Source organism: Enterococcus sp. S183_ASV_20, from assembly GCF_018919685.1.
GTDB lineage: Bacteria > Bacillota > Bacilli > Lactobacillales > Enterococcaceae > Enterococcus > Enterococcus faecalis.
The window spans coordinates 39379-59038 of record NZ_JAHLRI010000008.1 but is presented as its reverse complement, the minus strand read 5'-3'; the positions used below and the strand labels follow the sequence as shown (position 1 = coordinate 59038).

General features: G+C 39.6%; 30 protein-coding genes. 28 read left to right on the top strand and 2 right to left on the bottom strand.

Translation table 11 applies throughout. The annotated features are described in order from the left end of the window. Positions 1-74 precede the first annotated feature (74 nt). A complete protein-coding gene (locus KQI94_RS04765) occupies positions 75-650 on the bottom strand; it encodes a recombinase family protein (protein WP_002356188.1) in 576 nt (191 codons plus the stop codon). Positions 651-691: 41 nt separating this feature from the next. Beyond that, complete coding sequence (rpiA, locus tag KQI94_RS04760; protein ID WP_002363468.1) at positions 692-1372, bottom strand: ribose-5-phosphate isomerase RpiA; 681 nt, start codon at positions 1370-1372, stop codon at positions 692-694. A 344-nt stretch (positions 1373-1716) separates the two neighbouring features. On the opposite strand from rpiA, the gene rpsL reads away from it, so the two are divergent. The 28 genes from rpsL to secY all read left to right on the top strand — a co-directional run bounded on the left by rpsL (position 1717) and on the right by secY (position 19603). Then, a complete protein-coding gene (gene rpsL, locus KQI94_RS04755; protein ID WP_002356190.1) occupies positions 1717-2130 on the top strand; it encodes a 30S ribosomal protein S12 in 414 nt (137 codons plus the stop codon). A 55-nt stretch (positions 2131-2185) separates the two neighbouring features. After that, positions 2186-2656, top strand: coding sequence for a 30S ribosomal protein S7 (gene rpsG, locus KQI94_RS04750; protein WP_002356191.1), 471 nt, complete (start codon positions 2186-2188; stop codon positions 2654-2656). A gap of 83 nt (positions 2657-2739) precedes the next feature. Next, positions 2740-4821: an elongation factor G gene (gene fusA, locus KQI94_RS04745; protein WP_002356192.1), complete on the top strand. Its 2082-nt coding sequence runs from the start codon at positions 2740-2742 to the stop codon at positions 4819-4821. Positions 4822-4971: 150 nt separating this feature from the next. Next, a complete protein-coding gene (gene tuf, locus KQI94_RS04740) occupies positions 4972-6159 on the top strand; it encodes an elongation factor Tu (protein WP_002356194.1) in 1188 nt (395 codons plus the stop codon). 181 nt (positions 6160-6340) lie between these two features. After that, positions 6341-7165 (top strand): bifunctional hydroxymethylpyrimidine kinase/phosphomethylpyrimidine kinase, encoded by an 825-nt coding sequence (gene thiD / locus KQI94_RS04735; protein ID WP_002368563.1) that lies wholly within the window; start codon positions 6341-6343, stop codon positions 7163-7165. A 271-nt stretch (positions 7166-7436) separates the two neighbouring features. After that, entirely contained in the window at positions 7437-8603 is a 1167-nt protein-coding gene (locus tag KQI94_RS04730) for a cyclopropane-fatty-acyl-phospholipid synthase family protein (RefSeq protein WP_024041516.1), read from the top strand. Between the two features lie 350 nt (positions 8604-8953). Further along, positions 8954-9262, top strand: a complete 309-nt coding sequence (rpsJ, locus tag KQI94_RS04725) for a 30S ribosomal protein S10 (protein WP_024041515.1) — start codon at positions 8954-8956, stop codon at positions 9260-9262. Positions 9263-9283: 21 nt separating this feature from the next. Further along, complete coding sequence (gene rplC / locus KQI94_RS04720; RefSeq protein WP_002356199.1) at positions 9284-9913, top strand: 50S ribosomal protein L3; 630 nt, start codon at positions 9284-9286, stop codon at positions 9911-9913. Positions 9914-9938: 25 nt separating this feature from the next. Further along, complete coding sequence (rplD, locus tag KQI94_RS04715; protein WP_002356200.1) at positions 9939-10562, top strand: 50S ribosomal protein L4; 624 nt, start codon at positions 9939-9941, stop codon at positions 10560-10562. Further along, positions 10562-10852 (top strand): 50S ribosomal protein L23, encoded by a 291-nt coding sequence (locus KQI94_RS04710; RefSeq protein WP_002356203.1) that lies wholly within the window; start codon positions 10562-10564, stop codon positions 10850-10852. Before rplD ends, KQI94_RS04710 begins: the two co-directional genes overlap by 1 nt. A 39-nt stretch (positions 10853-10891) precedes the next feature. Further along, positions 10892-11722 (top strand): 50S ribosomal protein L2, encoded by an 831-nt coding sequence (gene rplB / locus KQI94_RS04705; protein WP_002356204.1) that lies wholly within the window; start codon positions 10892-10894, stop codon positions 11720-11722. Between the two features lie 42 nt (positions 11723-11764). Continuing rightward, positions 11765-12043, top strand: coding sequence for a 30S ribosomal protein S19 (gene rpsS / locus KQI94_RS04700; RefSeq protein WP_002356205.1), 279 nt, complete (start codon positions 11765-11767; stop codon positions 12041-12043). Between the two features lie 21 nt (positions 12044-12064). Next, positions 12065-12412 (top strand): 50S ribosomal protein L22, encoded by a 348-nt coding sequence (rplV, locus tag KQI94_RS04695; protein WP_002356206.1) that lies wholly within the window; start codon positions 12065-12067, stop codon positions 12410-12412. A 66-nt stretch (positions 12413-12478) separates the two neighbouring features. Further along, positions 12479-13135 (top strand): 30S ribosomal protein S3, encoded by a 657-nt coding sequence (gene rpsC / locus KQI94_RS04690; RefSeq protein ID WP_002356207.1) that lies wholly within the window; start codon positions 12479-12481, stop codon positions 13133-13135. Positions 13136-13137: 2 nt separating this feature from the next. Further along, the gene (rplP, locus tag KQI94_RS04685) at positions 13138-13572 is read left to right on the top strand and encodes a 50S ribosomal protein L16 (RefSeq protein WP_002356208.1); all 435 of its coding nucleotides are present in this window, start codon (positions 13138-13140) and stop codon (positions 13570-13572) included. Then, positions 13562-13750 (top strand): 50S ribosomal protein L29, encoded by a 189-nt coding sequence (rpmC, locus tag KQI94_RS04680; protein WP_002383858.1) that lies wholly within the window; start codon positions 13562-13564, stop codon positions 13748-13750. Before rplP ends, rpmC begins: the two co-directional genes overlap by 11 nt. Before the next feature lie 23 nt (positions 13751-13773). Further along, positions 13774-14040 carry a 30S ribosomal protein S17 gene (gene rpsQ, locus KQI94_RS04675; RefSeq protein WP_002359348.1) on the top strand — a complete coding sequence of 89 codons (267 nt, stop codon included), beginning with the start codon at positions 13774-13776 and terminating at the stop codon, positions 14038-14040. Between the two features lie 57 nt (positions 14041-14097). Continuing rightward, a complete protein-coding gene (rplN, locus tag KQI94_RS04670; protein ID WP_002356211.1) occupies positions 14098-14466 on the top strand; it encodes a 50S ribosomal protein L14 in 369 nt (122 codons plus the stop codon). 35 nt (positions 14467-14501) lie between these two features. Further along, positions 14502-14813: a 50S ribosomal protein L24 gene (gene rplX, locus KQI94_RS04665; protein ID WP_002356212.1), complete on the top strand. Its 312-nt coding sequence runs from the start codon at positions 14502-14504 to the stop codon at positions 14811-14813. A 25-nt stretch (positions 14814-14838) separates the two neighbouring features. Further along, positions 14839-15378, top strand: a complete 540-nt coding sequence (gene rplE / locus KQI94_RS04660; RefSeq protein ID WP_002356213.1) for a 50S ribosomal protein L5 — start codon at positions 14839-14841, stop codon at positions 15376-15378. An 18-nt stretch (positions 15379-15396) separates the two neighbouring features. Continuing rightward, entirely contained in the window at positions 15397-15582 is a 186-nt protein-coding gene (locus tag KQI94_RS04655) for a type Z 30S ribosomal protein S14 (protein WP_002356214.1), read from the top strand. 35 nt (positions 15583-15617) lie between these two features. Next, entirely contained in the window at positions 15618-16016 is a 399-nt protein-coding gene (gene rpsH, locus KQI94_RS04650) for a 30S ribosomal protein S8 (protein WP_002356215.1), read from the top strand. A 31-nt stretch (positions 16017-16047) separates the two neighbouring features. After that, on the top strand, positions 16048-16584 hold the full coding sequence (gene rplF, locus KQI94_RS04645) for a 50S ribosomal protein L6 (protein WP_002356217.1): 537 nt from the start codon (positions 16048-16050) through the stop codon (positions 16582-16584). 160 nt (positions 16585-16744) lie between these two features. Next, positions 16745-17101, top strand: a complete 357-nt coding sequence (gene rplR / locus KQI94_RS04640) for a 50S ribosomal protein L18 (RefSeq protein ID WP_002356218.1) — start codon at positions 16745-16747, stop codon at positions 17099-17101. A 20-nt stretch (positions 17102-17121) separates the two neighbouring features. Further along, positions 17122-17622 carry a 30S ribosomal protein S5 gene (gene rpsE / locus KQI94_RS04635; RefSeq protein WP_002356219.1) on the top strand — a complete coding sequence of 167 codons (501 nt, stop codon included), beginning with the start codon at positions 17122-17124 and terminating at the stop codon, positions 17620-17622. Between the two features lie 14 nt (positions 17623-17636). Next, the gene (gene rpmD, locus KQI94_RS04630; RefSeq protein WP_002356220.1) at positions 17637-17816 is read left to right on the top strand and encodes a 50S ribosomal protein L30; all 180 of its coding nucleotides are present in this window, start codon (positions 17637-17639) and stop codon (positions 17814-17816) included. Positions 17817-17863: 47 nt separating this feature from the next. Then, positions 17864-18304 (top strand): 50S ribosomal protein L15, encoded by a 441-nt coding sequence (rplO, locus tag KQI94_RS04625; RefSeq protein ID WP_216454325.1) that lies wholly within the window; start codon positions 17864-17866, stop codon positions 18302-18304. Then, a complete protein-coding gene (secY, locus tag KQI94_RS04620; RefSeq protein WP_002359350.1) occupies positions 18305-19603 on the top strand; it encodes a preprotein translocase subunit SecY in 1299 nt (432 codons plus the stop codon). It begins immediately after the preceding gene. The last annotated feature ends 57 nt before the right edge of the window (positions 19604-19660 follow it).

Sequence of the window (19660 nt, the reverse complement as noted above, 5' to 3'; positions counted from 1 at the left end):
GTGAAAGTTGCTGAAAAATTAGAGTGAAATCGAATCAAAAAAGAAGCCCCATCTGAAGGACTTCTTTTTTATTCTTAGGAATACAGCCGCTCGACATCTGTCTCAGGTAAATTGATGTACTTATAACAAGTGCCCACCGAAACGCCGCATTTATTAGAAATAAATTGGATTGTTTCTTTGTTTTCGTAATATAATGCACGTATTTTGCGGACGGTGCGTCCATCGATTTTTGGACGTCCACCTACTTTTCCGTTTTCACGAGCTTTGTGGAGCCCGACGAGTGTTCGTTCTTTAATTAGTGCACATTCCATCGCAGATAAGCTCTCCATTAATTGGAAATAGGCTTCACCTGTTGGAAGGTGAGTATCAATTCCTTCTGAAATGCTGACAAAATCAACTTGTTTTTCCTTTAACATTTTCATAAAGTCTGTTAATTGGCGGGTTGTTTTACCTAAATGGTGCAATTTACAAACAATAAGTGTATCCCCAGCAGAAAGAAGTTTTTCGACTTCGTCTAAGACACTGATCTCCGCTTGAGGATCAAATGTCTCTTGGAAAATATCATCACAACCAAACGATTGGAGAGTGGTTAGTTGATTTTTTAAATCGTCTTCAATAATAGTTGTGCGTGCATAACCAATTCGTTTCATATATTATCCTTCCTATATAAATAATCTTTTTTCACACATTCTTAACGTGCGGGAACATGTAAGGTTTTCGGTCCATCTTCATAACCGACGATTACCATAGAAACCATATTTAAAAATAAGCCGTGTTCAACGACGCCAACCAAGTTGTCTAAATAAGAACCTAAAGCTTCTGGATCTGTAATTTTTTCTAAATGCAAATCGATGATATGGTGGCCTCCATCTGTTATTAATGTTTCGCCAGCAGCGTTTAAACGAAGTGTTGGGTGATAGCCTTTTTCTTCAAATAAATGCACTAGTTGGCGGCTGCCATAAGGAACAACCTCAACTGGAAGTGGGAAAGCCCCTAAATCGTCCACCATTTTTGATTTATCCACAATCCAAATACATTTCTTTGAATAAGTGGCCACAATTTTTTCAAAAAGTAAGGCAGCGCCACCGCCTTTGATTCCTTGAAAATCAGCGCTGATTTCATCGGCGCCATCAATCGTAAGATCCACATACGGAACCTCATCAATACTTTTTAAAGGAATGCCCAAGGCCAAGGCTTGTTTCTCTGTTTCTTTTGAAGTAGTAACCCCTACGATTGACAATCCTTCTTCTTTTACGCGACGACCAATTTCGTCTACCATAAATTTTGCTGTTGAGCCAGTACCCAAACCGACAATCATGCCGTCTTCTACATATTTTGCAGCTTCGATTCCTACCATTTGTTTCAGATTCATCGCTGTTTTCCGCCCCCTTCAATAGTCAAAGATATTGTACCGTTATTTAACTAAAAAAGATAGAAAGTTTTTGAAAAAGTCATAAAAATTTTTAAAGGAAAAGTACGTTTAAATAGAAGGAAAATCTTTTTTTCGAAAGGCGAAAGAAGAGGGTTGACAGCTGATACTTATCGTGGTATCCTAACAAAGGTGCTTTATCTACAGGTTCCTTATAGGGACGTGCTGACTGTCTATCAAAGCATATTTGATAAAGAGTGCAGAGATTGCATTATTTTTTATCGCGAAAAAAGAACCACCTGGATGTGTGGAACTAGAAGCGAAGTAAGGAAGGAGGAGAACAAGGAATGCCTACAATTAACCAATTAGTACGTAAACCTCGTAAATCTAAAGTAGAAAAATCTGATTCACCAGCCTTAAACAAAGGATATAACAGTTTTAAGAAAACTCAAACAAACGTTAACTCTCCGCAAAAACGTGGAGTTTGTACACGTGTGGGTACGATGACACCTAAAAAACCGAACTCAGCTTTACGTAAATATGCCCGTGTTCGTTTGTCAAACTTAATCGAAGTTACAGCTTATATCCCAGGTATCGGTCACAACTTACAAGAACACAGCGTGGTATTATTACGTGGTGGACGTGTAAAAGACTTACCAGGGGTACGTTACCATATCGTTCGTGGTGCGCTTGATACTGCCGGTGTTAACGACCGTAAACAAAGCCGCTCTAAATACGGTACAAAACGTCCTAAAGCTTAATTATAATAAGACAATAACAACTTGAAAAATCATATTTCGGAAGGAGGAGTTACGGATGCCTCGTAAAGGTCCTGTTGCAAAACGTGATGTTTTACCAGATCCAATTTATAACTCAAAATTAGTAACTCGCTTAATCAACCGTGTAATGGTTGACGGTAAACGCGGGATTGCTGCTAACATTATCTATAATTCATTTGATATCATCAAAGAATCTACAGGTAACGATCCATTGGAAGTTTTTGAACAAGCAATGAAAAACGTTATGCCTGTTCTTGAAGTTAAAGCACGTCGTGTTGGGGGTTCTAACTACCAAGTACCAGTTGAAGTTCGTCCAGAACGTCGTACAACTTTAGGTTTACGTTGGGTAGTTAACTACGCACGTCTACGTGGTGAACACACAATGGAAGAACGTCTAGCGAAAGAAATCATGGATGCTGCTAACAACACTGGCGCTTCTGTTAAAAAACGCGAAGACACACACAAAATGGCAGACGCAAACCGCGCATTTGCTCATTATCGTTGGTAAGATCCTCTCTGTCTGTCGCGTAAAGTGGCAGCAGAAAGTCAATTTACAATCGATTTAAATAAAGAGAGGAGTAAACATACAAAATGGCAAGAGAATTTTCACTTGAAAAAACTCGTAACATTGGTATCATGGCCCACGTTGATGCTGGTAAAACAACAACAACTGAGCGTATCTTGTACTACACTGGTAAAATCCATAAAATCGGTGAAACCCATGAAGGTGCTTCACAAATGGACTGGATGGAACAAGAACAAGAACGTGGTATCACGATTACATCCGCTGCGACAACTGCACAGTGGAAAGGCTACCGTGTAAATATCATCGATACTCCAGGACACGTGGACTTCACAATTGAAGTACAACGTTCTCTACGCGTATTAGATGGTGCGGTAACAGTTCTTGACTCTCAATCAGGTGTAGAACCTCAAACAGAAACTGTTTGGCGTCAAGCGACTGAATATAAAGTTCCTCGTATTGTATTCTGTAACAAAATGGATAAAATCGGTGCGGACTTCTTCTATTCAGTAGAATCATTACATGATCGTTTACAAGCAAACGCTCATCCAATTCAAATTCCAATCGGAGCTGAAGAAGACTTCACTGGAATCATTGACTTGATTAAAATGAAAGCTGAAATCTACACAAATGATTTGGGAACAGATATTCAAGAAACTGATATTCCTGAAGATTATTTAGAAAAAGCGCAAGAATGGCGCGAAAAATTAGTTGAAGCTGTTGCTGAAACTGACGAAGACTTAATGATGAAATATCTTGAAGGTGAAGAAATCACTGAAGAAGAATTAGTCGCTGGTATCCGTCAAGCAACAATCAACGTTGAGTTCTTCCCTGTATTAGCTGGTTCAGCATTCAAGAATAAAGGGGTTCAATTAATGTTGGACGCTGTTCTTGATTACTTACCATCTCCATTAGATATCGATGCTATCAAAGGGATCGATACTAAAACAGACGAAGAAACAACTCGTCCAGCTGATGACGAAGCACCTTTCGCTTCATTAGCATTTAAAGTTATGACTGACCCATTCGTAGGTCGTTTAACTTTCTTCCGTGTTTATTCTGGTGTCCTTGAAAGTGGTTCATACGTATTGAACGCTTCAAAAGGCAAAAAAGAACGTATCGGTCGTATCCTACAAATGCACGCCAACACTCGTCAAGAAATTGACAAAGTGTACTCTGGTGATATCGCTGCTGCTGTTGGTCTGAAAGACACAACAACTGGTGATACATTATGTGCATTAGATGCACCAGTTATTCTTGAATCTATTGAATTCCCTGATCCAGTTATCCAAGTCGCTGTTGAACCTAAATCAAAAGCTGACCAAGATAAAATGGGCGTGGCTCTACAAAAACTTGCTGAAGAAGATCCATCATTCCGCGTTGAAACAAACGTTGAAACTGGTGAAACAGTTATCTCTGGTATGGGTGAATTGCACTTAGACGTTTTAGTAGACCGTATGAAACGTGAATTCAAAGTTGAAGCTAACGTAGGTGCTCCTCAAGTATCTTACCGCGAAACATTCCGTGCTGCGACTAAAGCAGAAGGTAAATTCGTTCGTCAGTCTGGTGGTAAAGGACAATACGGTCACGTATGGGTTGAATTTACACCAAATGAAGAAGGTAAAGGCTTCGAGTTTGAAAACGCAATTGTCGGTGGTGTGGTTCCTCGTGAATACATCCCAGCAGTTGAAAAAGGGTTAGAAGATTCTATGAACAACGGTGTTCTTGCTGGTTATCCATTAGTTGATATCAAAGCAAAACTTTACGATGGTTCATACCACGATGTCGATTCAAATGAAACGGCCTTCCGTGTAGCTGCTTCTATGGCATTGAAAGCTGCGGCTAAAAATGCAAACCCAGTTATTTTAGAACCAATGATGAAAGTTACAATTACTGTTCCTGAAGATTACTTAGGTGATATCATGGGACACGTAACAAGTCGTCGTGGACGTGTTGAAGGTATGGAAGCACACGGTAACTCTCAAATCGTTAATGCGATGGTACCTTTAGCTGAAATGTTTGGTTATGCTACAACATTACGTTCAGCAACACAAGGACGCGGTACATTTATGATGGTATTTGACCACTATGAAGACGTACCTAAGTCTGTTCAAGAAGAAATCATCAAGAAAAACGGCGGCAACGCATAATTTTCCTTGAGAATAAAAGGTTTGTTTTTAGAACTATCCTTTTTTCAAGATTTCGTGTAAAATAGCTTATGATGATCAGACGATTTTTAGTAACGTCTATCACATATAAAACAAACAATAAAATTTATATTTTTAGGAGGAACATTCAAAATGGCAAAAGAAAAATTTGACCGTTCTAAATCCCATGTTAACATTGGTACTATCGGACACGTTGACCATGGTAAAACTACATTAACAGCTGCAATTGCTACTGTATTATCAAAACACGGTGGCGGGGAAGCACAAAGCTACGATTCTATCGATAACGCTCCAGAAGAAAAAGAACGTGGAATCACAATCAACACTTCTCATATCGAATATGAAACTGAAACTCGTCACTATGCACACGTTGACTGCCCAGGACACGCGGACTACGTTAAAAACATGATCACTGGTGCTGCTCAAATGGACGGAGCTATCTTAGTAGTTTCTGCTGCTGATGGTCCTATGCCTCAAACACGTGAACATATCTTATTATCACGTAACGTTGGTGTACCATACATCGTTGTATTCTTAAACAAAATGGATATGGTTGATGACGAAGAATTATTAGAATTAGTAGAAATGGAAGTTCGTGACTTATTATCAGAATACGATTTCCCAGGCGATGATGTTCCAGTTATCGCAGGTTCTGCTTTGAAAGCTTTAGAAGGCGACGAGTCTTATGAAGAAAAAATCTTAGAATTAATGGCTGCAGTTGACGAATATATCCCAACTCCAGAACGTGATACTGACAAACCATTCATGATGCCAGTCGAAGACGTATTCTCAATCACTGGACGTGGTACTGTTGCTACAGGCCGTGTTGAACGTGGTGAAGTTCGCGTTGGTGACGAAGTTGAAATCGTTGGTATTAAAGACGAAACATCTAAAACAACTGTTACAGGTGTTGAAATGTTCCGTAAATTATTAGACTACGCTGAAGCAGGCGACAACATCGGTGCTTTATTACGTGGTGTAGCACGTGAAGATATCGAACGTGGACAAGTATTAGCTAAACCAGCTACAATCACTCCACACACAAAATTCAAAGCTGAAGTATACGTATTATCAAAAGAAGAAGGCGGACGTCATACTCCATTCTTCACTAACTACCGTCCTCAATTCTACTTCCGTACAACAGACGTTACTGGTGTTGTAGAATTGCCAGAAGGTACTGAAATGGTAATGCCTGGTGATAACGTTGCTATGGACGTTGAATTAATTCACCCAATCGCTATCGAAGACGGAACTCGTTTCTCTATTCGTGAAGGCGGACGTACTGTAGGTTCAGGCGTTGTTACTGAAATCGTTAAATAATTAACTTTTTAACTATAGCTTTAACCAGCGTAAAAAACTGGGGTATTCGGACGTAAGGCCAGAGAATTTATTCTCTGGTCTTTTTTTTGTTTAGAAATTGGCTGGCTAAAAAATAAGCCAATTGGCTGTTTTAGCAGACTTGTTTCTTCCGTATACTTGGAGAAAAAGGTTAGGTGATTTAATGGAAAAAGTATTGACGATTGCAGGCTCCGATTCAACTGGAGGGGCAGGGATTCAAGCAGATTTAAAAACATTTGAAGAGTATGGAGTTTTTGGGTTTTCAAGTTTAACCTCGATTGTGACGATGGATCCTACGACAGGCTGGTCGCATGAAGTGACTGAATTGCCAGAAACGCTCTTAGAAAAACAATTGATTTCGGTTTTTGCAGGCGGTCCAGTAGCGGCTTTGAAAACAGGGATGATGGGTAATGAACAAAATATTAAAATGGCTAGTAAGTACATTAAACAAGAAAAAATTCAAAAAGTCGTGATTGACCCAGTCATTGCTTGTAAGGGAACGGCGCAAATTCTGCAACCCAAAAGTGTGGAAGGCCTAAAAAACGATTTACTGCCATTAGCATTAGTTGCCACGCCTAATTTAATTGAAGCGGGCATCTTATCTGGTTTAGGCGAAATTTCTTCCGTGGCGGAGATGGAAGAAGCGGCAAAACGAATTGTACAAATGGGAGCCAAACATGTCGTGGTTAAAGGGGGACATCGCTTAGCTGGGGAAAAAGCACTGGACTTATTTTACGATGGTCACACCGCGCATCTTTTGGAAAATGAATTATATCCTACTGATTATAATCATGGTGCAGGTTGTACTTTTTCAGCGGCGATCACAGCTGGCTTGGCGAAAGGTTATTCGGTGTTAGAAGCAGTAACTTTAGCGAAAAAATTTGTAGCGGCGGCGATTAAACACGGTATTCAAGTTAATCCTTATGTGGGGCACGTGTGGCATGGCGCATACACTCATGCGGAACAACGGATGCGTAAGAAAGAATAATATTTAGAACTAGAGGAGTCTGTCAAGGACTGGCTCTAGTTTTTTTGTGATAAAGAATAACAATAGTAGGTATTACGTTAAAAGAATGTTCAAATTTTTAAAAGAGGAGTAGAATAGAACTGTAATTGCAAAAAAAGAAGCGGAACATAGAAGGGGTGTTAACTTTTCTGTGCTTCAGTTTAGAACGGACTGTGGTGTTTGTTTTGACGAACTACCGGAAAGCGACTTCTTTTTGTTTTGGCTTCAAATGGTATTTAATGGAGGGAATGCAATGTTAGAAAAAGAAACGTACAGTCAACTGTTTAAATGGTCTTTTTCAAAAAAGACACAAGTCACATACTGGGATGGTACCGTCAAAGAGTATGGGCAAGGGTCGGGGGATCCGGTTTTTAAAATTGTATTCAATGAAAAAATTCCTGTGAAGGATTTACTGAATAACGCTTCGTTAACTTTAGGGGAAGCCTACATGGATCGCAAAATTGAAATCGAAGGCGATATCCAAGCACTGATTTATGATGTGTATAACCAAAAGGATAGCTTTTTACACAATGCTAAATTTATTAAATGGCTTCCTAAAGAAAGTCATTCAAAAAAACGCTCGCAAGAGGATATTCACAGCCATTACGATCTAGGAAATGATTTTTACAAAAAATGGCTTGACCAAACAATGACGTATTCATGTGCTTATTTTAAAACGCCTGAAGATACATTAGAACAAGCGCAAGTGAATAAAGTTCATCATATTTTAGATAAATTGTTTATCAAAGAGGACGACACTTTACTGGATATTGGCTGCGGCTGGGGCACGTTAATTTTAACTGCGGTGAAAGAATACGGAGCCAAAGCAACTGGGATTACATTAAGTGAAGAGCAATTTCATCATATTCGCCATATTATAGAAAAAGAAGGCCTACAAGATCGAATGACTGTCAAGTTGATGGATTATCGTGATTTAAAAGGAGAGTCTTTTGACCATATTACGAGTGTTGGGATGTTTGAACATGTCGGTGCGGAAAATCTACATGAATATTTTGATGTCGTTCAGCGGAATTTAGCGCCTAAAGGTACGGCGTTGATTCATGGGATCAGTCGCCAACAAGGTGGGGCTAAAAATGCTTGGATTAATCGTTATATTTTCCCAGGTGGCTATATTCCTGGTGTCACTGAGCTAGTCGGCCATATGACAGAAAACGACTTGCAAGTGATTGACTTGGAAAGTTTGCGCAGAGATTATCAATTGACGTTGGAACATTGGACAAAAAACTTCCATAATATAGAAGCAGAAATTGTTGACGAAAAAGGCGAGCGCTTCTATCGAATGTGGGACTTATATTTGCAAGCATGTGCAGCCTCATTCCAAGCAAGCAATATTGATGTTATTCAATATTTATTGGTTCATCCAGATAACAATGATATTCCAATGCGCCGGATTGGTTAATAGAATAAAAAAGAAAGAATTTGAGATTCTGGTAAAAAAGGAATCTCAAATTCTTTTTTTTTTAAAAAATAGAATGAAAAGAATTGAAAAACAAAACAAATGCTTTTCAAAACAAGAAAAAATTCTTTCAAAAAAACGCAGAAAATCCTTGCTAACACTATCCTTTCATAGTATAATCAAAAAGGTGCTGTTTACAGGAGTGTAAAAAGCATTGGTAGATCAACGATTTGATTTGCCGGCTGTGAAGCGAGAGGTTGCGACACGCTCGGACGCTTTGCCATGAACGAGCATGCCGGATAAATTTTCGTGGAGCTATGTCTACTTTTAAAATAGGCGAAGGAGGGAACAAGATGGCAAAACAAAAAATTCGTATCCGTTTAAAAGCGTATGAACACCGTATTTTAGATCAATCAGCGGATAAAATTGTGGAAACAGCAAAAAGAACTGGAGCTGACGTATCAGGTCCGATTCCATTACCAACAGAACGCTCACTTTACACAGTTGTTCGTGCGACTCATAAATACAAAGATTCTCGCGAACAATTCGAAATGCGTACTCACAAACGTCTAATTGACATTGTGAACCCAACACCAAAAACAGTTGACGCTCTAATGAAGCTTGACTTACCGTCTGGTGTTAATATTGAAATCAAACTATAAAATTAAGATGGAGGTGTACTCATGACCAAAGGAATCTTAGGGAAAAAAGTGGGAATGACACAAATCTTTACTGAGTCTGGTGAATTAATTCCAGTAACAGTAGTTGAAGCTACGCCAAACGTAGTTTTACAAGTGAAAACTGTTGAAACTGACGGATACGAAGCTATCCAAGTTGGTTACCAAGACAAACGTGAAGTTTTATCAAACAAACCTGCGAAAGGTCATGTTGCAAAAGCAAACACGGCTCCTAAGCGCTTCATTAAAGAATTCAAGAATGTTGAGCTAGGAGAATATGAAGTAGGTAAAGAAATCAAAGTAGATGTTTTCCAAGCAGGAGACGTTGTTGATGTTACAGGTACTACGAAAGGTAAAGGATTCCAAGGGGCAATCAAACGTCACGGCCAAAGCCGCGGACCTATGTCTCATGGTTCTCGTTATCACCGTCGTCCTGGGTCAATGGGTCCAGTAGCGCCTAACCGTGTATTTAAAAATAAACGACTAGCCGGCCGTATGGGTGGCGACCGCGTAACAATTCAAAACCTTGAAGTTGTTAAAGTGGACGTAGAAAGAAATGTTATCTTAATCAAAGGAAACATTCCTGGAGCGAAAAAATCTTTAATCACAATCAAATCAGCTGTGAAAGCTAAATAAGTGTAGGGAAAGGAGGAACTAAGGAATGCCGAATGTAGCATTATTCAAACAAGATGGAACTCAAAACGGTGAAATCACTTTAAATGAAGAAATCTTCGGAATCGAACCTAATGAAAGTGTTGTCTATGATGCAATCATCATGCAACGTGCTTCATTAAGACAAGGAACACACGCAGTTAAAAACCGTAGCGCTGTTCGTGGCGGTGGCCGCAAACCATGGCGTCAAAAAGGAACTGGTCGTGCTCGTCAAGGTTCAATCCGTTCACCACAATGGCGTGGAGGTGGCGTAGTCTTTGGACCAACACCGCGTTCATACAGCTACAAACTTCCTAAAAAAGTTCGTCGCTTAGCAATGAAATCTGTATTATCAGATAAAGTTGCTGAAAATAACTTGGTAGCAGTAGAAGGTTTAAGCTTCGATGCACCAAAAACAAAAGAATTCAAACAAGTTCTTGCTAACTTGTCTATCGATACTAAAGTATTAGTTGTTTTAGAAAATGGTAACGACTTTGCAGCTTTATCAGCTCGTAACTTACCAAACGTTTCTGTAGTAACTTCTGATAACGTTAGTGTGTTAGATGTTGTGTCAGCTAACAAAGTCTTGGCAACACAAACAGCTCTTACTCAAATTGAGGAGGTGCTTGCATAATGGAATTACTAGACGTAATCAAACGCCCAGTGATCACTGAAAAATCCATGTTAGCTATGGACGAAAAGAAATATACTTTCGAAGTGGACACTCGCGCAAACAAAACTTTAGTAAAACAAGCTGTTGAATCAGCATTCGATGTTAAAGTAGCAAACGTAAACATCTTAAACGTGCGTCCAAAATTCAAACGCATGGGTAAATATGCAGGTTATACAAAAAAACGTCGCAAAGCGATCGTTACATTAACTGAAGATTCAAAAGAAATTCAATTATTCGAAGCTGCTGAATAAGCAGTCCTGAACAATATCAACGTAGGAGGGAAATAAGACGTGGCGATTAAAAAGTACAAACCTACCACAAATGGCCGTCGTAACATGACAAGTTCTGATTTCGCTGAAATCACAACTTCAACACCAGAAAAATCATTGTTACAGCCATTAAAAAACAATGCCGGTCGTAACAACAACGGTCGCATTACGGTTCGTCACCAAGGTGGCGGTCACAAACGTCAATACCGTGTGATTGACTTCAAACGTAATAAAGATAACGTCGCAGCGGTTGTTAAAACGATCGAGTACGATCCAAACCGTTCTGCTAACATCGCGTTAGTTCATTACGAAGACGGGGTTAAGGCATACATCTTAGCACCAAAAGGATTAGAAGTAGGCATGCGCCTAGTATCTGGTCCAGAAGCAGATATTAAAGTAGGTAACGCATTACCATTGGAAAACATTCCAGTTGGTACAGTTATCCACAACATTGAAATGAAACCTGGTAAAGGTGGACAATTAATCCGTTCAGCTGGAACAAGCGCGCAAGTACTTGGTAAAGAAGGCAAATACGTATTAATCCGCTTAAACTCTGGCGAAGTTCGTATGATCTTAGCAACTTGCCGTGCAACAATCGGTTCAGTTGGTAACGAACAACACGAATTAATCAACATTGGTAAAGCTGGCCGCTCTCGTTGGATGCGTAAACGCCCAACTGTTCGTGGTAGCGTAATGAACCCTAACGATCACCCACACGGTGGTGGTGAAGGTAAAACACCAATTGGACGTAAAGCGCCAGTATCTCCATGGGGTCAACCAGCAATTGGATACAAAACACGTAATAAAAAAGCTAAATCAGACAAACTTATCGTTCGTCGTCGTACTAAATAATTTTTTTGACCATGTGTCGTACATTTTGAGAGGAGGTTCACCATGGGTCGTAGTTTAAAAAAAGGACCTTTCGTCGATGATCATTTGATGAAAAAGGTCGAAGCACAACAAGGTGCCGAAAAGAAAAAAGTAATTAAAACTTGGTCTCGCCGCTCTACAATTTTTCCATCATTCGTAGGTTTCACAATCGCTGTATATGATGGACGGAAACATGTCCCTGTTTACATTCAAGAAGACATGGTAGGACATAAATTAGGTGAATTTGCACCAACTAGAACTTATCGTGGCCACGTTGCTGACGATAAAAAAACTAAACGCTAATTTTGAGGGGAGGATATGCAAATGTCAGAACAAATTACATCAGCTAAAGCAACTGCAAAAACAGTTCGCACTTCACCTCGTAAAGCACGTTTAGTAATCGATCTTATCAGAGGGAAAAGCGTTGCGGATGCAATTTCAATCTTGAAATTCACACCGAACAAGTCTGCTGGAATCATTGAAAAAGTTTTAATGTCAGCAGTTGCTAACGCAGAAAACAACTTTGACTTAGACGTTGAAAGCTTAGTCGTATCTGAAGCATTTGTTAACGAAGGACCAACAATGAAACGTTTCCGTCCTCGTGCAAAAGGTTCAGCTTCACCAATCAACAAACGTACTAGTCACATCACAGTAGTTGTAACAGAGAAATAAGTCTCATGAAATAGGCTGTTTTCTTTATGAAAACAGAGCTTAAACATTTAAGAGGAGGGACAATCAGTGGGTCAAAAAGTACATCCAATTGGAATGCGTGTAGGCATCATCCGCGACTGGGATGCGAAATGGTATGCTGAAAAAGAGTATGCTGAATTCTTACACGAAGATTTAAGAATCCGTAAATTTATCGCAACAAAACTTGCTGATGCTGCTGTATCTACAATTGAAATCGAACGCGCTGCAAACCGTGTTAACATTTCAATTCACACAGCTAAACCAGGTATGGTTATCGGTAAAGGCGGATCTGAAGTCGAAAACCTAAGAAAAGAATTAAACAAATTAACTGGCAAACGAGTTCACATCAACATCGTTGAAATCAAAAAACCAGATTTAGATGCAAAATTAGTAGGCGAAGGAATTGCACGTCAATTAGAAAACCGTGTTGCTTTCCGTCGTGCTCAAAAACAAGCCATCCAACGCGCAATGCGTGCTGGCGCTAAAGGAATCAAAACTCAAGTATCAGGTCGTCTAAACGGTGCGGATATCGCTCGTTCAGAAGGATACTCTGAAGGAACTGTACCACTTCACACATTACGTGCGGACATTGATTACGCATGGGAAGAAGCGGACACTACTTACGGAAAACTAGGAGTTAAAGTGTGGATCTATCGTGGAGAAATTCTTCCAACGAAAAAAAACACTGAGAAAGGAGGGAAATAATCATGTTAGTACCTAAACGTGTAAAACACCGTCGTGAATTCCGCGGAAAAATGCGCGGTGAAGCTAAAGGCGGAAAAGAAGTAGCATTTGGTGAATGGGGTTTACAAGCAACTGAATCTCACTGGATTACTAACCGTCAAATCGAAGCAGCCCGTATTGCAATGACTCGTTACATGAAACGTGGCGGGAAAGTATGGATTAAAATTTTCCCTCACAAGTCTTACACAAGTAAAGCTATCGGCGTACGTATGGGTAAAGGTAAAGGGGCACCAGAAGGCTGGGTATCACCAGTTAAACGTGGTAAAATCATGTTTGAAATCGCAGGCGTTCCTGAAGAAGTAGCTCGTGAAGCTCTTCGTCTTGCATCTCACAAATTGCCGGTAAAAACTAAGATCGTAAAACGTGAGGAAATGGGTGGTGAATCGAATGAAGGTTAAAGAAATCAGAGAATTAACCACTGCCGAAATGCTAGATAAAGAAAAACAATTAAAAGAAGAATTGTTCAACTTAAGATTCCAATTAGCAACAGGTCAATTAGAAAACACTGCACGTATTAAAGAAGTACGTCAATCGATTGCACGCATCAAAACAGTATTGCGTGAACAAGCTAACTAATAGTGGAAGGAGGCCAAACGCGTATGACTGAAGAAAGAAATCAACGTAAAGTTTACCAAGGTCGCGTGGTATCAGACAAAATGGATAAAACAATCACAGTTGTCGTTGAAACAAAGAAAAACCACCCTATCTATGGCAAACGTATGAAATATTCTAAAAAATATAAAGCGCATGATGAAAACAACACAGCGAAAGTTGGAGACATCGTAAAAATCATGGAAACTCGTCCATTATCAGCTACAAAACGTTTCCGTTTACTAGAGGTAGTCGAAGAAGCAGTTATTATCTAATAAAACGAGAATTTCCTAATAGATTGAAGCACAAAATCTGAAAGGGGGATACACATCGTGATCCAACAAGAAAGTCGTTTAAGAGTCGCTGACAATTCTGGCGCACGTGAAATTTTAACGATCAAAGTCCTAGGCGGATCTGGTCGTAAAACTGCTAACATCGGTGACGTTATTGTTGCTACTGTCAAACAAGCAACGCCAGGTGGGGTTGTTAAAAAAGGTGAAGTAGTTAAAGCCGTTATCGTTCGTACAAAATCTGGCGCTCGTCGTGCTGACGGTTCTTACATCAAATTTGATGAAAATGCTGCGGTAATTATCCGTGACGATAAAAGCCCACGCGGAACACGTATCTTCGGACCAGTTGCACGTGAATTACGTGAAAACAACTTCATGAAGATCGTTTCTCTAGCACCAGAAGTATTATAATCTCGAGCCCACGTTAAAGGAGGTGCGAAACAGTAATGTTTGTTAAAAAAGGCGATAAAGTAAAAGTTATCACTGGTAAAGATAAAAACAAAGAAGGCGTTGTCTTAGCAGCGTTTCCTAAACAAGATAAAGTTATCGTTGAAGGTGTCAACGTCGTTAAAAAACACCAAAAACCAAACCAAGCAGCCCCACAAGGTGGAATCCTTGAAGTGGAAGCGCCAATTCATGTTTCTAATGTAATGGTGATTGATCCTTCAAACGGAGAAGCTACTAAAGTTGCGTTTAAAGAAGTCGACGGCAAAAAAGTCCGCGTTTCTAAAAAAACAGGTGAAGTTTTAGATAAATAAAAATTGCGGAAGGAGGGCTTACTGAATGAACCGCCTGAAAGAAAAATATATTAAAGAAGTAACACCATCATTGGTGGAAAAATTTAATTACAGCTCAGTTATGCAAACACCTAAAGTTGATAAAATCGTTATCAACATGGGTGTGGGTGATGCAGTATCAAATGCTAAAAACTTAGACAAAGCTGTTGAAGAATTAGCATTAATCACTGGTCAAAAACCACTTATCACAAAAGCTAAAAAATCTATCGCTGGATTCCGTTTACGTGAAGGAATGCCAATCGGTGCGAAAGTAACGCTACGCGGCGAAAGAATGTACGAATTTTTAGATAAATTAGTAACAGTTTCTTTACCTCGTGTACGTGACTTCCACGGTGTCAGCAAAAAAGCTTTCGATGGTCGTGGTAACTATACTTTAGGTATTAAAGAACAATTAATCTTCCCAGAAGTTGATTATGATTTAGTAGATAAAGTACGCGGTATGGACATCGTAATTGTTACAACAGCGAACACTGACGAAGAGTCTCGCGAATTGTTGGCACAATTAGGTATGCCATTCCAAAAATAATATAAGGAGGCGAACTACGTGGCTAAAAAATCAATGATTGCTAAAAACAAACGTCCTGCTAAACATTCAACACAAGCTTATACTCGTTGTGAACGTTGTGGACGTCCACATTCAGTTTATCGTAAATTTCATCTTTGCCGTATTTGCTTCCGCGAACTTGCCTATAAAGGTCAAATTCCCGGCGTGAAGAAAGCTAGCTGGTAAACAAGTAAACTCGCATAAAGGAGGTAAATAGTTCAATGGTCATGACAGATCCAATTGCAGATTTTCTAACTCGCATTCGTAATGCGAACATGGTTAAACATGAAACTTTAGAAGTACCTGCTTCAAAAATCAAACGTGATATCGCAGAAATCCTGAAACGTGAAGGATTTATCCGCGACGTAGAATACATCGAAGATGACAAACAAGGCGTAATCCGTGTTTTCCTAAAATATGGTAAAAACGAAGAACGTGTTATCACAAACTTAAAACGTATTTCTAAACCAGGTTTACGTGCATACGTAAAAGCTGACGAAGTACCAAAAGTATTAAACGGTCTAGGAATTGCAATCATCTCTACATCAGAGGGTGTAATTACTGACAAAGAAGCTAGAGCGAAAAATATCGGCGGCGAAGTAATCGCCTACGTATGGTAATTCTAAAAAATACACAAGGAGGTGTCTCTAAGTGAGCCGTATTGGTAATAAAGTTGTTGTTCTTCCTGCTGGTGTTGAAATCAAGCAAGACGGAAACAACATTACAGTTAAAGGACCTAAAGGTGAATTAACACGCGAATTTTCTTCTGATATCAAAATGAACATCGAAGGAAACGAAGTGACATTCACTCGTCCAAACGATTCAAAAGAAATGAAAACAATCCACGGAACAACTCGTGCAAACTTCAACAACATGGTTGTTGGTGTTTCTGAAGGTTTCCAAAAAGCACTTGAACTTATCGGGGTCGGATACCGTGCCCAAGTACAAGGCAACAAATTAACTTTAAACGTTGGTTATTCTCATCCTGTCGAAATGACAGCACCAGAAGGCGTAACATTTGAAGTACCTGCGAACACACAAGTTATCGTTAAAGGCATCAACAAAGAAGTTGTTGGTGAATTAGCTGCTAACATCCGTGGCGTTCGTCCTCCAGAACCTTATAAAGGCAAAGGGATTCGCTATGTTGGTGAATTTGTACGCCGTAAAGAAGGTAAAACTGGTAAATAATAACAGCTGTGTAGAAAACAGAAGTCAACAACAAGCAACTGTCATTTTATGGGATTTTTCCAATAAAATGCTTTTGTCTTGTCTGCCAGCTTCTCTTTTCCGTAATCTGCTGACTGCTTGAAATATTAGTAGTAAACATTAAATCAAAGAGGTGAAAATTGTGATTACAAAACCAGATAAAAACAAAACACGTCAAAAGAGACATCGTCGTGTACGTAACAAAATCTCTGGTACTGCTGAGTGCCCACGCTTGAACATTTTCCGTTCTAACAAAAACATCTACGCGCAAGTCATTGATGACGTAGCGGGTGTGACGCTAGCAAGTGCCTCTGCCTTGGATAAAGAAATTTCAGGTGGAACAAAAACAGAAACAGCTGCAGCTGTTGGTAAACTAGTTGCTGAACGTGCCGCTGAAAAAGGCATCAAAAAAGTAGTCTTCGACCGTGGTGGATACCTTTACCATGGCCGCGTGCAAGCTTTAGCTGAAGCTGCTCGTGAAAATGGACTAGAATTTTAGGAGAAGGAGGAACACCATTCATGGTTTATATTGATCCAAAACATTTGGAATTAGAAGACCGCGTTGTAGCGATCAACCGTGTAACAAAAGTTGTTAAAGGTGGACGTCGTTTACGTTTCGCAGCTTTAGTTGTTGTCGGTGACAAAAACGGACACGTTGGTTTCGGTACTGGTAAAGCACAAGAAGTACCTGAAGCTATCCGTAAAGCAATCGAAGACGCGAAGAAAAACTTAGTTGAAGTGCCTATGGTTGGTTCTACTATCCCGCACGAAGTAATTGGCGTATTCGGTGGCGGCCGTATCCTTATGAAACCTGCAGTAGAAGGTTCTGGGGTAGCTGCTGGTGGACCAGTTCGTGCCGTATTGGAATTAGCTGGTGTAGCAGATATTACATCTAAATCACTAGGTTCAAACACACCTATTAACGTTGTTCGCGCAACTGTTGAAGGTCTAAAACAATTAAAACGTGCCGAAGAAGTGGCAGCACTTCGCGGTAAATCTGTAGAAGAAATTATCGGTTAAGGAGGACAAAAATAATGGCTGAATTAAAAATTACTTTAAAACGCAGTGTTATCGGACGTCCTCAAAACCAACGTGCTACAGTTAAAGCGTTAGGTTTAGGTAAAGTGAATAGTACTGTTACAAAACCTGCCAATGAAGCAATCAAAGGTATGGTTAACACTATCTCACATTTAGTGGACGTAGAAGAAGTTTAAGATTTATAGATTTGTAATAGAAGATTGCTTAAGGAGGTGCCAAACCTATGAAACTTCATGAATTAAAACCTGCTGAGGGCTCACGCCAAGTACGTAACCGTGTTGGACGTGGTACTTCATCTGGTAATGGTAAAACAGCTGGCCGTGGACAAAAAGGGCAAAAAGCCCGTTCAGGCGGTGGTGTTCGTTTAGGATTTGAAGGGGGTCAAACTCCATTATTCCGTCGTTTACCAAAACGTGGGTTTACAAACATTAATCGTAAAGATTACGCTGTTGTGAACTTAGATACTTTAAACCGTTTTGAAGATGGAACAGAAGTAACTCCTGTTGTCCTAAAAGAAGCAGGAATCGTTAAAAACGAAAAAGCGGGAATCAAAGTTCTTGCAGATGATGAGTTAACGAAAAAATTAACTGTGAAAGCAGCTAAATTCTCGAAATCAGCACAAGAAGCTATCGAAGCTGCTGGTGGTTCAATCGAGGTGATCTAATTGTTCAAGCTATTAAAGAACGCCTTTAAAGTCAAAGACATTAGATCAAAAATCTTATTTACAGTTTTAATCTTGTTTGTATTTCGCCTAGGTGCGCACATTACTGTGCCCGGGGTGAATGCAAAGGGATTGTCTGATTTAAGTAGCTTACCCTTTTTGAATATGTTGAATATGGTGAGTGGTAGTGCCATGCAAAACTTCTCTATCTTCTCGATGGGGGTTTCGCCATACATTACAGCCTCTATTATTATTCAACTATTGCAAATGGATATTGTGCCTAGATTTGTAGAATGGTCAAAACAAGGGGAAGTAGGGCGTAAGAAATTAAATCAAGCAACAAGATATCTAACGATTGTCTTGGGTGTGGCTCAGTCAATGGGGATCACTGCTGGTTTTAATAGCTTAAGTCAAACTGGGATTGTCAACAATCCAACCTTAGGTACCTTTGTGATGATTGCAGTTATTTTAACTGCTGGGACGATGTTTGTGACTTGGATGGGTGAACAAATTACAGAAAAAGGAATCGGAAATGGTGTTTCAATGATTATCTTTGCCGGGATTATTTCTCGTTTGCCAGGAGCAGTCAAAGAAATCTATGAAGATTACTTCGTCAATATCGAGTCTTCTCGTATTTGGCAATCTGTTATTTTCATTGCAATCTTAGTTATTGCTATTTTGGTGATTGTTACAGTCGTAACGTTCTTCCAACAAGCAGAGCGTAAGATTCCAATCCAATATACAAAACGTGTTTCTGGTGCACCAACAAGTAGTTATTTACCGTTAAAAGTAAATGCTGCTGGGGTTATTCCAGTTATCTTTGCCAGCTCGTTAATTGCAACACCAAATGCCATTTTACAAGCTTTCTCATCAAAATTCGCTGGTGAAAATTGGTATGACATTATGACAAAAATCTTCAGTTATAACACAGTTCCAGGGGCAATCATCTATACTGTCCTAATCGTTGCGTTTACGTTCTTCTATGCATTTGTTCAAGTAAACCCTGAGAAATTAGCGGAAAACTTACAAAAACAAGGAAGCTACATTCCAAGCGTGCGACCAGGTAAAGGTACAGAAGAATATGTATCTGGCGTGTTAATGAGATTAAGTGTTGTCGGCTCAATTTTCCTAGGACTTGTTGCTTTACTTCCAATCATTGCGCAAATGGTTTGGAACTTACCTCAATCAATCGGTTTAGGTGGAACAAGTTTACTAATCGTTATCGGGGTTGCATTAGAAACAACGAAACAATTAGAAGGATTAATGATGAAACGTCAATATGTCGGCTTTATCAATAAGTAAGAATCGAGTGTTGAGGTTTTACCTCAGCACCATTCTCACATATGGCTAGCTTCATAA